Here is a 13,290-nt window from a genome sequence, read left to right as displayed (position 1 = left end):
AAGGTTAACTATGGCATTTAGTAAAGGATACGAGGGGATCCAGTCGAAGCTCGGAATAGACATCGCCCAGCTTATACTTGATAGTAGCGATGCGGGGATATGGCTATGGAATATAAAAACAGGTGAAACCATTTTTAATGAAAAATGGGCGGCAATTATTGGTTATAGTTTAGCTGACTTACAGCCGGTATCTATTGATACGTGGCTTGCGCATGCACACCCTGATGATCTCGAAAAATCGCATCGACACCTTCAAGCCCATTTTAGTGGCGAAACTGAGCGCTATATATGCGAAGTCAGAATGAAGCACAAAAAAGGGCACTGGATTAAAGTACTCGACAAAGGCCAAGTGCAAACATGGGATGAAGAGGGGGATCCTGAATGGATGTTTGGCGTTCACATAGATATAACCAATCAGTGGCGAAAAGAGTGCGAAATAGAGTCTTTACATAACAAACTGCAAAAATTTACTGATAACTTACCGGGCCTTGTTTTTCAGTACGTAATAGATAAAAAAGGTCACGGTTCATTTCCTTTCACAACGTCAAAAGTAATAGAAATTTATGGCTGTACGTCAGACCAATTGAAAGAGTCTGATGCTTTTGCCATGCAGGTAATACACCCTGATGATCTGCCTCGTGTGCTGACAAGTATTGAGCGTTCGCGAGTTGAATTATGTGACTGGCATCAAATCTATCGGGTAAATCACCCAAAAAAAGGGCTCATATGGGTTGAAGGTAAATCGTCGCCTATTGCGCGCCATGATGGTTGTTTTGAGTGGAATGGTTACTTAGAAGATGTCAGTGAAGAAGTGACGAGTAATGAAAAAATAAAATTGTTAACCGCCGTCTTTTCAACCACCAGTCGAGGAATTTTAATTACAACCCCAGAGCCACGCATTGTCGATGTTAACCCCGCATTTGAACAAATAACCGGATACAGTAAATCTGAAGTGGTAGGCCAAAGTCCAGCAATACTTTCAGCTAAAAAACAAGGAAAAGAAGTGTACCAACAAATGTGGGCAACACTACTGAGTAAAGGTCGCTGGCAGGGGGAGGTGTGGAACAAGCGTAAATCGGGCGAAATTTTCCCAGAGCTGCTTTCTATCGATGCTTTATATGATGAAAAAGGATGTGTAAGTCATTACATAGGTGCCTTTGATGATATTTCGCTGGCAGTTGAAAAACGTCAATTATTAACTGAGCTGGTTAATCAAGACCCGCTTACTAAGTTACTTAATCGGCGAGGGTTAGATATTCAGTTACGTGCAATCACGCAAAGTACAACGGCAAATAACCCTAAGTTTGCGTTAATTTACCTTGATCTTGATAATTTTAAATTGGTTAACGACACCTTTGGGCATGAACAAGGCGATAGTTTATTGCTTACGATTAGCCAGCAGATAGCGTTACAGCTACGTGAGCAAGATATTCTTGCACGCATAGGAGGTGATGAATTTGTGATTGTACTACCTAGTTTAGCAAAGCCTGAAGTATGCGAAGAAATTGCATTGCGTTGTCAAAAAGCGGTGGAAGTAATTGCAAAAAACTATGCCACTGCCCAGCCTGTCAGCGCAAGTTTTGGTATTGCGCTGTATCCGCATCATGGCAAAAATGTGAAAGAGTTGCTTACCATGGCTGATAAGCAAATGTATAAGATGAAATCGATACCAAAATCGTTACCATTCGGTTGATATTTCAACACTGGGCAGTTTATTGAGTAGCGGCAATAGCGCCCGTTCTTTGCGCAAGTCATTACGTTCATCTTCTAAACTTTTACGCTCATGGTAGAGGTTTTTACGCTGTTGATTATCGAGCTGATTACTGTTTAGTTCAGCACGAATAGTATGTAGCCGACGATCAATTTCTTCTATACGATCATCGATATCAATAAGCCGTTGCTGTACTTGGTAGCGGTCGTTACCTTCTTGCCATGCTTTACGAAACGCAGTGCTGTTACACACGCCGTTATAAGGCATGCCTTGCATGGCCAACGTAAAGCCGTTTTCGGGTTCACAATACACATTGAGACCTTGATCATAACCCGATTTATATTCGCTTATGTCTGCACGTACGCCAAACTCACTGCATTGTGCTAACGCATTTACGCCATCTTGGTATTGGGTGCCATTAACACCATGTTGATAGCCAATGCCATACCAATTTGCTTGCAAACATTCATCTTTACTCAGTGATGTACAACCCGTTAAAACAACCAAAGGCAAAAGAGGGTAAAGCCATTTTTTCATGTGTTTAAGGCTCATAAAAATACGAAATAAGTTCAATAAGTTTAGCGTGTTATTCGTTTTTTGGGTACGTTTAGTTTTATTTTAAAGCAGCTTATTCTCGGTAGGGTAAATAATACATAGCGTGGCTTTCAATAAAGTATAAAGGCCTTATTAAAAGGCCTTTGGTAACATTACAAAAGCATTTAGCGATTGTTTAGTTGTTGGTTGATCTCGTCAAAAATAGAGGCGTCATCAATCGTTGATGGAATGTTTAATTCTTCCCCATCGACTAATTGACGAAGGTTTTTTCTAAGAATTTTCCCTGAACGTGTTTTAGGTAATCGTTCAACATGCAGAATATTTTTCAAACAGGCGATTGCGCCAATTTGATGTCTAACAGCGTGGATTAACTCTTTTTCAACCTCTTTGCTATCACCGAGGTAATCATCTTTTAGAACGATCATCGCCATTGGCAATTGCCCTTTTAGTGAATCACTTACACCAAAAACGGCACATTCAGCAACGGCAGGGTGAGCCGCGACAATTTCTTCCATTTCCCCCGTGGATAGGCGATGACCCGCAACATTAATCACATCATCGGTTCGGCCCATAATGAATAAATAGCCATCGTCATCAATATAACCCCCATCACCAGAGAGGTAATAACCAGGGTACTCACTCAAGTAACCCGCTTTAAAACGCGCGTCATTTTGCCAGATAGTGGGTAAACAACCCGGAGGTAAAGGCAGTTTTATTACAACTGCACCGTTTTCATTTGGTGCGCAACGCTCACCATTCATATCTAAAATTTGCACATCGAAGCCCGGTGTGGGCACCGTTGAACTGCCAGGTTTTGTGCCTAGCTGCTCAATGCCAATTGGATTACAAGCAATGGCCCAGCCTGTTTCTGTTTGCCACCAATGATCTAGCACCGGTAATCCCGTGTGCTCTTTAAGCCACTCATACGTCGGAGGGTCAAGGCGTTCACCGGCTAAAAATAAGCGTTCTAACGAGGAGGTATCGTATTTTTTAAAGCCTTCGGCTGTTGGATCTTCTTTTTTGATAGCCCTAAATGCGGTAGGTGCACTGAATAACGCGGTTACCTTGTGCTCTTCTACCACACGCCAAAATGCGCTGGCATCGGGCGTTCTAATGGGTTTGCCTTCATATAAAACGGTGGTACAGCGATAAATAAGAGGTGCATAGACGATGTATGAATGACCGACTACCCACCCGATATCGGAAGCCGCCCAAAATACCTCGCCCGGCTTCATGCCATAAACCGTCTCCATGCTGTAATGCATTGCAACTGCATGCCCCCCGTTTTCTCTCACCACGCCTTTTGGCGTGCCTGTGGTACCTGAGGTATAAAGGATATAAAGCGGGTCATCCCCATTTACTGCGACAGGCTCTATAGGATCGGCTGCATCGCTGGCCGATTGCCAGTCAATATCGCGACCTGCTTGCATATCGGCTTTTGCTTGTTCACGCTGGTAAATAATGCAGTGTTCAACATGATGCTTTGCGGTTTCAAGGGCTTCATCAAGCAGTGGCTTATATTCAATGACATGATTGATTTCGACCCCACATGATGCGCTAAGCACAAGTTTAGGTTTTGCATCATCGATACGCACGGCAAGTTCGTGGGGTGCAAAACCACCAAAAACCATCGAGTGAATAGCCCCTAGTCGTGCACACGCTAACATGCCAATAACCGCTTCGGGGATCATCGGCATATAAATAACCACGCGATCGCCCTTACTAACGCCCAATGAATGCATTAGGCCTGCAAATGTTGCAACGCGACTTTGCAATTCTGAGTAGCTGATTTTTTGTTTTGTGTTTGTAACGGGTGAGTCGTAAATTAATGCTGTTTGTTCGCCGAAACCGGCATCTACATGCTGATCAAGTGCTAAATAACAGGTATTAAGCGTGCCATCGGCAAACCAATGATAAAAATTGTTTTCATCGTTTTGATACGGTGCGCTGGGGGCTTTAAACCACGCAATACGTTTACTTTGCTCAAGCCAAAACTGACCGGGATCGCGCTGAAACTGTTGATATTGTTGTTGATATTCGCCCGACATAAAGAGGCTCCTATACTTTATTTGTGAGAGATTTATATCCGCTCCCCTTGAAGATGCAATGTTAAGTGCTATCACGTGGGAGCGTGGATATTTAAAATGTAGGCGCTTTTTTGGTTAAATAATATGCGACCTTGGTCTGCACTTAATCAAGGCCTGAGAGGCGATAACAGGGTTGTTAGCAGTGTTTTAATCTTAATAATTTTTTAATTAATAAGGTTAAAGTGTTGGTGTGAATGTGTGTAAGAATAAGCGTGCTTGTTGCAGCATAAAGTAAAAAACTAATGTGGTTTTTTACTGCGTGGAGCACCCAGCAATATACCAATATGGCATAGACACACGGCGAGAAATGCACTGATCCCCAAAGCCCCACCATAGCCATTTAAAAGTGGGACAAGATACTCAAAAAGAAGAGAAAAAAGTAAGGCTGCAATGGTAATGGTAAAAATACCAAAGCGTTTAGGGGCACTCATGCCAATAAAAGTGCCGCCAAAAAATGCCACACTGTATAAATCTGCGTGAGGGGTGATATAAACCATCACACAGTAAGCAATAATTGTTAACGAGGCCGAGGCGCGGATGCCGTCAAAGCGATTTTGTTGTGCAAGAAGATAGGTGCCAAATGCGGCAAATATTGACAGTAAAGTAATCGCGAGGTTCATAAAAACGCACTTTTCGTAAACATGTAAAGAGCCACACTGGCAAATGCGACACTGCCTAAGCGACCACCAAAACCAGCAAAAAGATTCATTGTCATGACATATAAGCTCGCACCAAAAAATGAAATTAAACCCAGTTCCCAGTAATTATTAATTAAACTTGATGAGCACATACCCGCAAAGCTGCCCGCATAAATAGCTGCATAGGGGTGAGACTTATACACGCGTGAAAAAGGAATAAAAGTGCCAATTAACCCAGTGCCAGCTGCGGCCACTACAATGGGAACATTGAATTTATCGTGCAAAATAAAGCTTAAAAAGCAGCCACAAAAGAAACAAATATACTTAACTAAAAAAAAGCTGAAATGATATGAAATGCGCTGAGTGCACAGTTTAGACATGTGGGGTTGTAAAGCGGACTTAAGCGATTTCATACTTACTTTTAGGTAGTTATAAAGGCGCTAATTTTCACATTTTATACTCATAAAGTACAATACGATAAGGCACTGATTTACGCTCAGCGCCTTATTTTTTATATCGTATTGTTACTACTTATTCGTGTTTACGTGTATTTTTGGTGCCCCGAGTATGGTGGCCATAAAGAGAGACAATTAAAAAGCACAGAAGAGGAATAATAAATGAGCTGGCCGTATCCAATGTATCAATTAATGTTGCTTGGAGTAACGGTAAAAATGCACCCCCTAGAATCGCCATTACTAATCCTGCAGCGCCAATTTTTGCATCATCGCCGAGTCCCTCGAGTGCCGTGCCATAAATAGTCGGAAACATAAGCGATAAGCAGCCAGAAATACTCACAAGTGCCACCACTCCCAGTAAATTAACTTGAGTGATAACCAAAACACACAGTGCTGCTGCGACTAAGGCCATAATCCGCAGTAATTTAGCACCACTCAAAAAACGCATGAGCCACGTCATAATAAACCTAGAAATTAAAAAGACGAGCATCGAATACTGTAGCACCTGACCCCCAGTGACTTCATTTGTTGTGAGTGCCTCCATGGTGTAACCAATAGTGTAGGTCCAGACACATGTTTGCGCTCCAACGTTAAAAAACTGCGCAACAACACCAAAACGATAATGCTTATTTTGATATAAGGTTTTAAAAGCGCTTGTTAAATTGCGTGATGGGGTGTGGGAGTGCGTTATTGTTTTAGGAGATTTACTAAAAAAGATACACAGCCATAATAAGATTAAACAACCCGCCATCCCCACGTAAGGCACCATCACTGCACTGAGCTCACTGCTCACAATCGCCTTTAATTGGCTTTCACTCATGAGTGCTCGGTGTGCATTATCGGCCTGATTTAAACTGGGTAAAATTAACGTGGCGGCCAGAAATACACCGATATTGGTGCCCACTGGGTTGAATGCTTGCGCCAAATTTAGGCGGCGAGTGGCCGATTTTTCGCACCCTAGCTGCATTACATAAGGATTTGCAGAGGTTTCTAAAATAGATAACCCGCCAGCCAGAATAAATAAAGCAAGTAAAAAGTGGCTGTATAGCATTGTTTGGCTCGCCGGATAAAACAACAACGCGCCACATGCGGCCATGGCTAAACCAACCAGCAGACCTGTTTTGTAATTAAAACGACGATTAATTAGAGCCGCAGGCAACGCTAAGCAAAAATAAGCGCCATAGTAACTAAATTGCACCAATGCTGATTGCAGCGCACTCATCGAAAACGTTTTACTGAAAACCTTTACTAAAGGATCGGTCATGTTTGCTGCTGTACCCCATGCAGCGAAACAGGTGGCGAGCAAGATAAATGGCCATAGCATTTGGCGCGATACAATAGCTGATTGTGTTGGCATAGATCACCAGATTGTTGTGTTCATATTGTTGTGGCCGATAGTATTCACGACTCCAGATAATAAATCAACATAGTTGATTTATTATTTTAACTAGCGGATAGTATGGCAAAAAGGTCTAATAGGTGGGTCTTTAACCGTATTAAGAAGGATGCTATGAAGCGTAGTTTATTGCCGACAAGGCGAAGTAATAATGAACGAGCTATTTTGAGCTTGATTAGGCAATGTGAAACGCTGCCCAAAGCACAAATAGCGAAAGCGCTCTCGTTATCTGCACAAGCTGCTACGGTGAATATTAATAAGTTGGAAGAAGATAAATTATTGCTTCGTGATGCCCCTGTAAAAGGGCGAGTAGGGCAGCCAAGTGTGCCTTTTCGGCTGAATCCTGATGGCGCTTTTAGCTTTGGTTTAAAGATTGGACGCCGACGTTTTGATTTGATTGTAATTGATTTACAAAGCACGCAAAGAGCCAGTGTATCCGTTGAGGTCAATGTGCCTAACATTGACGAACTCAAGGCTTTTTTGAAAACCAATATCCCACAGCTATTGCGAGAGTTAGGCTGTGACTTAAGCACGCGAGTATGTGGTTTAGGAGTGGCAATGCCTTTTGATATTTGGCATTGGCATGCTGAGAATCCTGAGCAACAAGCGCAATTACTTGAATGGCAACATTTCGATTTAAAAACGTATCTAGAAACTGAATTTGAGCTACCCGTTTACATCAGTAATGACAATAATGCGGCGTGCTGCGCAGAGCTTAGCCTAGGTAATCGTCAAAATTACAGTGATTTTTTATATGTTTATTTGGGTGCGTTTTTAGGTGGCGCGGTCGTGATTAACCGCCAGCTTCTTGAGGGTAAAAGTGGCAACGCGGGCGCAATCGGTTCAATGTTAAATGCTCAGCATGAACAGTTGCTTACGTTATGCTCGTTGCTAGAATTACAAAAACAGTTTGACGCTGCACAGTTAAATTTATCGGTGTATCAGCTTACAGATAGTCAATTTAAAGAACATTATGCCCTGATACTACCTTGGCTTAAAAAGGCGGCTGAGGCGATAAGTGTGGCAATGCATCACAGTTTAAGTTTATTAGATATGCAGGCTGTTGTTATCGACTCACCGTTACCAAAAGACGCATTGGATGTTGTAAGGCAATTAACACTTGAAGCATTTGCACGCTTAGACAGCAGAGGGCTGCGTCTGTGTGACGTTAGTGTTGGGGTCTGTGGTGAAAAAGCGCAGTCAATAGGCAGTGCTCAACTTGCGCTTAGTCATCATTATTTTTGAGCAGCAATGAGTCACCCCATTACTGCTCAAAATGATTATTTCTTATATTGATTAAACCACGCAAGCGTGTATTCAATTTTAGAAATCATCCGTGATGGACGACCCGCAATACCATGCGGTGAACCCGGAACACGTATTAGTACTGTATCGACCTTACGTAGTTTTAAAGCTTGATAGAATTGCTCCGATTCAGAAATCGGTGTACGGCGGTCTTCTTCGCCAGTCATGATCAGTGAAGGTGTTGTCACATTTCCCACTAAAGACAGAGGCGAGCGTTGCCAATAGTGTTCAACATTATCCCACGGCATTCCTGGGAATTGGTTACGAATTTGACCAATGTAGCTGTCGGCTGTTAGCGTTTTACTTAACCAGTTGATAACCGGTTTTGTGATAGCAGCCGCATTAAAGCGATTTGTTAAACCCACCGCATACGCCGTTGCAATGCCGCCTGCTGAACCACCAGCAATGAACAAGTTGTCTTTATCAATAAAGCCTTTTTCAATCATGGCATCCACGGCGGTATTATGATCGGCAAAGTCTTCTTTTGAGCTGTATTTACCATCAAGAAGTAAGGCAAAGTCTTTACCGTAACTAGTTGAACCACGGTAATTTACATACACAACCACATAACCTTCAGCAGCATAGCGTTGCAGTTCGGCTGTAAAACTTGGGCCATAGGCTAAATGAGGACCACCGTGAATTTCAACCATCAGTGGGTACTGTTTGCTTTCGTCAAAGTCGGGCGGTGTGATGTACCAGCCTTGAATTGCTTGACCATCAAATTGTGATTTCACATTCAGTTCGTGCACTTTGCCCAGTTTTTTGTGGCCTAAAACATCTTCGTTTAACGAGGTTAACGTTTTGTTTTTGCCTTTGTACAAGTAACCTAAATCAGCAGGGCGGTATTCACTGCCGGTCGTGTAGGCAATGGCACCATTGCGTGCCATGCTAAAGCTACCACTGACATACGGGCGACCTATCGAGGTGCCTGAGACCGTGTCGGTTAAATCGGTGACTTTACCGCGGCTTGATACTTTAGCAAGCTTGCGCTTACCGAAGTCATCATACTGAATAACAAAATCGCCATCACCAAACCATTTGAAGTCAGCCACTGAACGATCCAGCTTTTCTGTTAGGTGTTTTACTGACTTATCATCTAAGTCAAGCACCGACAGTGTCGAGTTTATGTAAGGCACGGGGGCGTTATCACGGGCAATAAAGGCCAGCTCGTCTGCATCTTTAGCGTAATGAGGGTTACTTTCACGACCCGGAAGGTCTGTTAATTGCGTAAGTTCACCCGTTTTTACATTTATTTCGTATAAATCAGATTCAGTGGTGCGGTACTCCCACTCGTCATGGCGGTCTGAAGAAAAGACGACTTTGGTATTGGTTGGATCCCATGCTAATGGACCGCGGTGTTGGTAGTTGCCCGACGTTAATTGGCGGGGTGTACCACCCGAAACAGGAATCACAAATACATGGCGATAAGCGGGTTCTAAGAAACCAGCACCATCGGCTTGGTAACGCGCTTTTTCAATGACTTTGACCGGTTTTGACCAATCGGCACCTTTCGGTTTTTTTGGTAACTTAACCGATTTCGCAAACGCCGATTTACCTTCAGGAATGCTCATTGTAAAAGCAATGTGCTCAGCGTCATGTGACCACGTTAAGTCGCCTACTGATTTTGGTAATTGCGTTAACAGTGCTTGTTTGTCTTGTGCTAACCAGTAAACGTGTAATTGGTTTGAGCCACTTTTATTACTGGTGAACGCAATTTTTTGGCTGTCTGGCGACCACGTTGGCTGACTGTAATTGTGCTCATCAGAAAAAAGTGGAGTGTGTTGCCCTGATTTTAAATCGTAAAGCCAAAAGCTGCGTTTGTTACCATCTTTCATGATGTCGTAGCCACTTCGCACATAAACGATTTTTTTACCGTCAGGGCTTATTTGCGGGTCGCCCGCGTATTCAAGTTGGAAAATATCCTCAGAAACAAATTTGTCGTTCGCGTAAACCTGCGCTGTTGTTGCAGCACACAGCAAACTGGCCCCAATAATGAAGTGTTTTTTTAATTGCATGTTAGCGTCTTTTTTTAGCCGTAAAATTTCATCCTAAAAGCTGACCATAAATCACGCAAGGACAATGAGATAAAGCAGCACTAACTGAAGTTGAAAAACGCATCCCAGCGTTTATCTAAGCGTTGTTTTGCTGTTCTTAAATCAACGGCAAGGTATTGACCCTTGTTTTCACTGACCAATTCAAGATTGACCAGTTTATTAATTGCATCGTCTATTTCAAAATCAACAGTGCAGTGGTGATTGTTGCTAAACCAAGTTTCAATGGTGTCATCGAGTTGCTTGGCAGTCATGGCTGCGTTTGCGTGCAGTAAAAAGGTGTAGGCTAGGAGTGCTTCTTTTACGTCTTCTTCTTCGGCCGCATCGACCAAAGTATGAAACACGCCTGCATTATTATCGAGGTTTTTAAAGTACAGGTTATCGGCTAAGGCTTTCATAAAGCGAATTTTACGGTTTTTAAATTTACTCCACTCTTTAAAGATAAAACTGCCGAACACCCCCATACCAATGGCAAAGGTGATAAAGTGCTGTTGGCTCATATGCACTTCTTCGCTGCGCCAGCCACCCCAAAATGCAAGCATGGCAATTAACAGTAAAATTGATGCGCCAAGCTTAGTAACAAGCACCACCGCTCCCCCGATAAGGGCTGATGAGCCAATAATGAGTTTATCAATGGGGCGCATTTTTACTTCGCTGTTTGGAAACAGCATTTCTAAATCGGCTTTGGGGACGTTTTGAAACAATTTGACGATTGTTGAACTAGGCTCAAAACCCACCGGCATGCGGCCTTTATCGATAAAGTATTGTTGGTCTTTAAAGCGGATAAAAACCGCAACCCGATCGTAATTAGTAAACGATATGTGCTTTTTTTTCAGCCCCCACCAGGTACGTAACGTTTCGGTTTTTTGTGATTCGCCTCGGCGATAAAACACCACTTCAGCGAAGTCATCAAACTCGACTTCTAAACGCACTTTAAACAAAGACTCTTCGGTTAATGCCTCTTGTAAGTCTTGAGTCGTGATGGTTTCAAAATTAGCGGCATTGAGCACTGTGGCAAAGTGCTTAGCAAATTCGTTTTGGTACTTTCTGCGCGCCTCTTCATTAATCGACGTGAGTGAGCGAGTGTCTGAGTTAGGATCAAATGGCGCATAGCTATTTTTTAATGACTCAAGTAAGCCGTGATACTGATAATGAATAACACTTTGCAATAAGCTGCAAAACTCTAGAAATGAGGCACGGTGTTGCGCATCTAAATAATCATTGCATAGGGTGATAATGTCGTGCTTTCGAAAGGGAATAAAACGTGCGTTAGTCATTACATTGGGTATGAGTCGTTAGTGATGGCACAGATAATAAGAAAATATCGGCTTGAATGCGACACCTTATATCCTATGGTACTAATTTGGGTAATTTTATTACCCCTTATGTCTTGTTTTTAGATTAATTACTCCAGCCCAAATGCTGGTTTTTAGGTGAACAGAGTGTAATTTTCTGTACATCTATTTACCCTTTGATACTGTTTGTTCACTTGCTGTAAATTGTAGTTATGCCTATGAATGAGACGATGATTCCTCTTGAGGGGAGTGCTAATTCTGCTCCTGCCCCGATACTTTTGAAGCAATTATTTATTAGCTTCTTTATTGTAACTCTGTTGTGTATTGTGGTGGGTTATTTATCAATTTTTAATCGTCTAGAAGTCAATATTTATATAAATGGCGTACTCTCTGATGTGATTAATTTATTGATCCTAATTTTTATCTTTTCATTTGTACAAACGTCGGCGGTTGCTAAGTTAAGTTACTTATTTTTGAGCAGTGGGATCTATTTATGGAGTATTGGCTTAACCTTCGACTTTCTTGATGAGCTGGTTTATCAACCGGTATGGATTGGTATTTATATCGAAGACATGTTTAGAACAATTGGCATGTTAGTCACCAGCTTTGGGTTGTTTTTGGCTTTGTCAGACTTAGCAAAAGCGCACAAAAACTTAGCCGAAGAGCTTAAAACAGATGTACTCACCAAAGCCTATAACCGCCGCTATTTTTACCATTTTGTTCAGTTAAACCAAACCAAAACACACAGCTTAGTTATTATCGATATTGATCACTTTAAAGCAATTAATGATGAACACGGTCATGATGTGGGCGATCAAGTCTTGATCGACTTTGTTTATCAGTGCCGACAACAGCTTGATCCGAGTATTTTATTTGCCCGCATAGGGGGAGAAGAGTTTGCGCTTTATATTCCCACAGATGATCTCAATGTCGTGCAAACGATATGTGAGCAGTTATTAGGTTTAGCAAATAATGTGATGATTTCACCCGGTAAAACGCTCAGTGTGAGTGCGGGATCAGCGATAAAAAGAGCAACCGAAACCTTTAGCAGCACCATGAAACGAGCCGATCAGGCGTTGTATCAAGCTAAAAATCAAGGACGTAGCCGCTATATCCACGCACCGTAAGCGACGGTTAATCATTTTTGCTGTAACCTTAAAAGCAACACGATTGTTAAGGATAAATGATGGGTATAGCAAAAAAGCTTAAGCAAAAAACACGGCAGTTTGTTGATTCTAAACATATGCTGAGATCAATCACGATCGCCTCGTTTTTAGAATCGACTATTGTGCCCATACCTCTTGAAGCGGTGCTTGTGCCACTTATGCAAGCACGCCGCGAAAAGTTGTGGTTAATTGCGCTGATGGCGACAGTCGGGTGTATTATCGGTGCTGTATTTGGCTATGCGTTAGGGTATTACTTATTTGATGTAGTTGGGGATTGGGTTATCAATACCTTTTCAAACCCTGAGCAATTCGAGCAAGTAAAACAAAAGATGCAAGGGCAAGGATTTTGGTTTGTGTTGAGTCTTGGCATTATCCCCATTCCGTTTCAAATTGCGATGTTAGCCGCGGGGGCAACAAAGTTTTCGTTGGTGCTGTTTTTACTTGCGACCGTGATAGCACGCTCTATTCGATATTTTGGTTTAGCGCTTGTGGTGTATTACGCAGGTAATCATGCTGAACGCATTATTCAAAAGCATAAAACCAAAGCATTGGTAGGGCTGTCGATTTTAGTGTTACTACTTTGGTGGTTAAGTACGCTGATTTAATTTATTTCGTGCCTATAAATTTAGTT

General features: G+C 42.3%; 11 protein-coding genes. 4 read left to right on the top strand and 7 right to left on the bottom strand.

Annotation, left to right across the window (positions count from 1 at the left end; all coding sequences use genetic code 11):
• Positions 1-10 precede the first annotated feature (10 nt).
• Complete coding sequence (locus tag H3302_RS11205; RefSeq protein ID WP_065978602.1) at positions 11-1,693, top strand: sensor domain-containing diguanylate cyclase; 1,683 nt, start codon at positions 11-13, stop codon at positions 1,691-1,693.
• On the opposite strand, the gene H3302_RS11200 is transcribed toward H3302_RS11205, so the two are convergent.
• The 5 genes from H3302_RS11200 to fucP form a co-directional block, all read right to left on the bottom strand.
• Positions 1,679-2,248: a DUF2799 domain-containing protein gene (locus tag H3302_RS11200; protein ID WP_083202730.1), complete on the bottom strand. Its 570-nt coding sequence runs from the start codon at positions 2,246-2,248 to the stop codon at positions 1,679-1,681. The genes H3302_RS11205 and H3302_RS11200 overlap by 15 nt on opposite strands.
• A gap of 182 nt (positions 2,249-2,430) precedes the next feature.
• Positions 2,431-4,314: a propionyl-CoA synthetase gene (locus H3302_RS11195; protein WP_182395234.1), complete on the bottom strand. Its 1,884-nt coding sequence runs from the start codon at positions 4,312-4,314 to the stop codon at positions 2,431-2,433.
• Positions 4,315-4,592: 278 nt separating this feature from the next.
• Positions 4,593-4,973: a hypothetical protein gene (locus H3302_RS11190; protein ID WP_075593768.1), complete on the bottom strand. Its 381-nt coding sequence runs from the start codon at positions 4,971-4,973 to the stop codon at positions 4,593-4,595.
• Positions 4,970-5,275 carry a hypothetical protein gene (locus tag H3302_RS11185; protein ID WP_075593808.1) on the bottom strand — a complete coding sequence of 102 codons (306 nt, stop codon included), beginning with the start codon at positions 5,273-5,275 and terminating at the stop codon, positions 4,970-4,972. Before H3302_RS11185 ends, H3302_RS11190 begins: the two co-directional genes overlap by 4 nt.
• 247 nt (positions 5,276-5,522) lie before the next feature.
• Positions 5,523-6,803 carry an L-fucose:H+ symporter permease gene (fucP, locus tag H3302_RS11180; RefSeq protein ID WP_182395233.1) on the bottom strand — a complete coding sequence of 427 codons (1,281 nt, stop codon included), beginning with the start codon at positions 6,801-6,803 and terminating at the stop codon, positions 5,523-5,525.
• A 153-nt stretch (positions 6,804-6,956) separates the two neighbouring features.
• On the opposite strand from fucP, the gene H3302_RS11175 reads away from it, so the two are divergent.
• Positions 6,957-8,087: an ROK family transcriptional regulator gene (locus H3302_RS11175; RefSeq protein ID WP_065978599.1), complete on the top strand. Its 1,131-nt coding sequence runs from the start codon at positions 6,957-6,959 to the stop codon at positions 8,085-8,087.
• Positions 8,088-8,122: 35 nt separating this feature from the next.
• On the opposite strand, the gene H3302_RS11170 is transcribed toward H3302_RS11175, so the two are convergent.
• Both H3302_RS11170 and H3302_RS11165 read right to left on the bottom strand, forming a co-directional pair.
• Complete coding sequence (locus H3302_RS11170; RefSeq protein WP_075593766.1) at positions 8,123-10,162, bottom strand: S9 family peptidase; 2,040 nt, start codon at positions 10,160-10,162, stop codon at positions 8,123-8,125.
• Positions 10,163-10,242: 80 nt separating this feature from the next.
• The gene (locus H3302_RS11165) at positions 10,243-11,475 is read right to left on the bottom strand and encodes a TMEM143 family protein (RefSeq protein WP_075593765.1); all 1,233 of its coding nucleotides are present in this window, start codon (positions 11,473-11,475) and stop codon (positions 10,243-10,245) included.
• Between the two features lie 236 nt (positions 11,476-11,711).
• Here H3302_RS11165 and H3302_RS11160 point away from each other — a divergent pair, with 236 nt between their 5' ends.
• A complete protein-coding gene (locus tag H3302_RS11160; RefSeq protein ID WP_162898042.1) occupies positions 11,712-12,620 on the top strand; it encodes a GGDEF domain-containing protein in 909 nt (302 codons plus the stop codon).
• A 59-nt stretch (positions 12,621-12,679) separates the two neighbouring features.
• Positions 12,680-13,264, top strand: coding sequence for a YqaA family protein (locus H3302_RS11155; RefSeq protein ID WP_036966814.1), 585 nt, complete (start codon positions 12,680-12,682; stop codon positions 13,262-13,264).
• Positions 13,265-13,290: the final 26 nt, after the last annotated feature.

It is taken from the genome of Pseudoalteromonas sp. MT33b (genome assembly GCF_014117385.1).
Classification (GTDB): Bacteria; Pseudomonadota; Gammaproteobacteria; order Enterobacterales; family Alteromonadaceae; genus Pseudoalteromonas; species Pseudoalteromonas lipolytica.
Note: the sequence above shows the minus strand (reverse complement) of the source record. Positions and strands in the feature narration are given on the sequence as shown.

Coding starts and splice junctions, on each gene's coding strand:
- H3302_RS11190 (WP_075593768.1), bottom strand. CDS start 4,973: ATGAACCTCGCGATTACTTTACTGTCAATATTTGCCGCATTTGGCACC.
- H3302_RS11160 (WP_162898042.1), top strand. CDS start 11,712: ATGAATGAGACGATGATTCCTCTTGAGGGGAGTGCTAATTCTGCTCCT.
- H3302_RS11165 (WP_075593765.1), bottom strand. CDS start 11,475: ATGACTAACGCACGTTTTATTCCCTTTCGAAAGCACGACATTATCACC.
- H3302_RS11200 (WP_083202730.1), bottom strand. CDS start 2,248: ATGAAAAAATGGCTTTACCCTCTTTTGCCTTTGGTTGTTTTAACGGGT.
- H3302_RS11205 (WP_065978602.1), top strand. CDS start 11: ATGGCATTTAGTAAAGGATACGAGGGGATCCAGTCGAAGCTCGGAATA.
- H3302_RS11170 (WP_075593766.1), bottom strand. CDS start 10,162: ATGCAATTAAAAAAACACTTCATTATTGGGGCCAGTTTGCTGTGTGCT.
- H3302_RS11175 (WP_065978599.1), top strand. CDS start 6,957: ATGAAGCGTAGTTTATTGCCGACAAGGCGAAGTAATAATGAACGAGCT.
- fucP (WP_182395233.1), bottom strand. CDS start 6,803: ATGCCAACACAATCAGCTATTGTATCGCGCCAAATGCTATGGCCATTT.
- H3302_RS11155 (WP_036966814.1), top strand. CDS start 12,680: ATGGGTATAGCAAAAAAGCTTAAGCAAAAAACACGGCAGTTTGTTGAT.
- H3302_RS11195 (WP_182395234.1), bottom strand. CDS start 4,314: ATGTCGGGCGAATATCAACAACAATATCAACAGTTTCAGCGCGATCCC.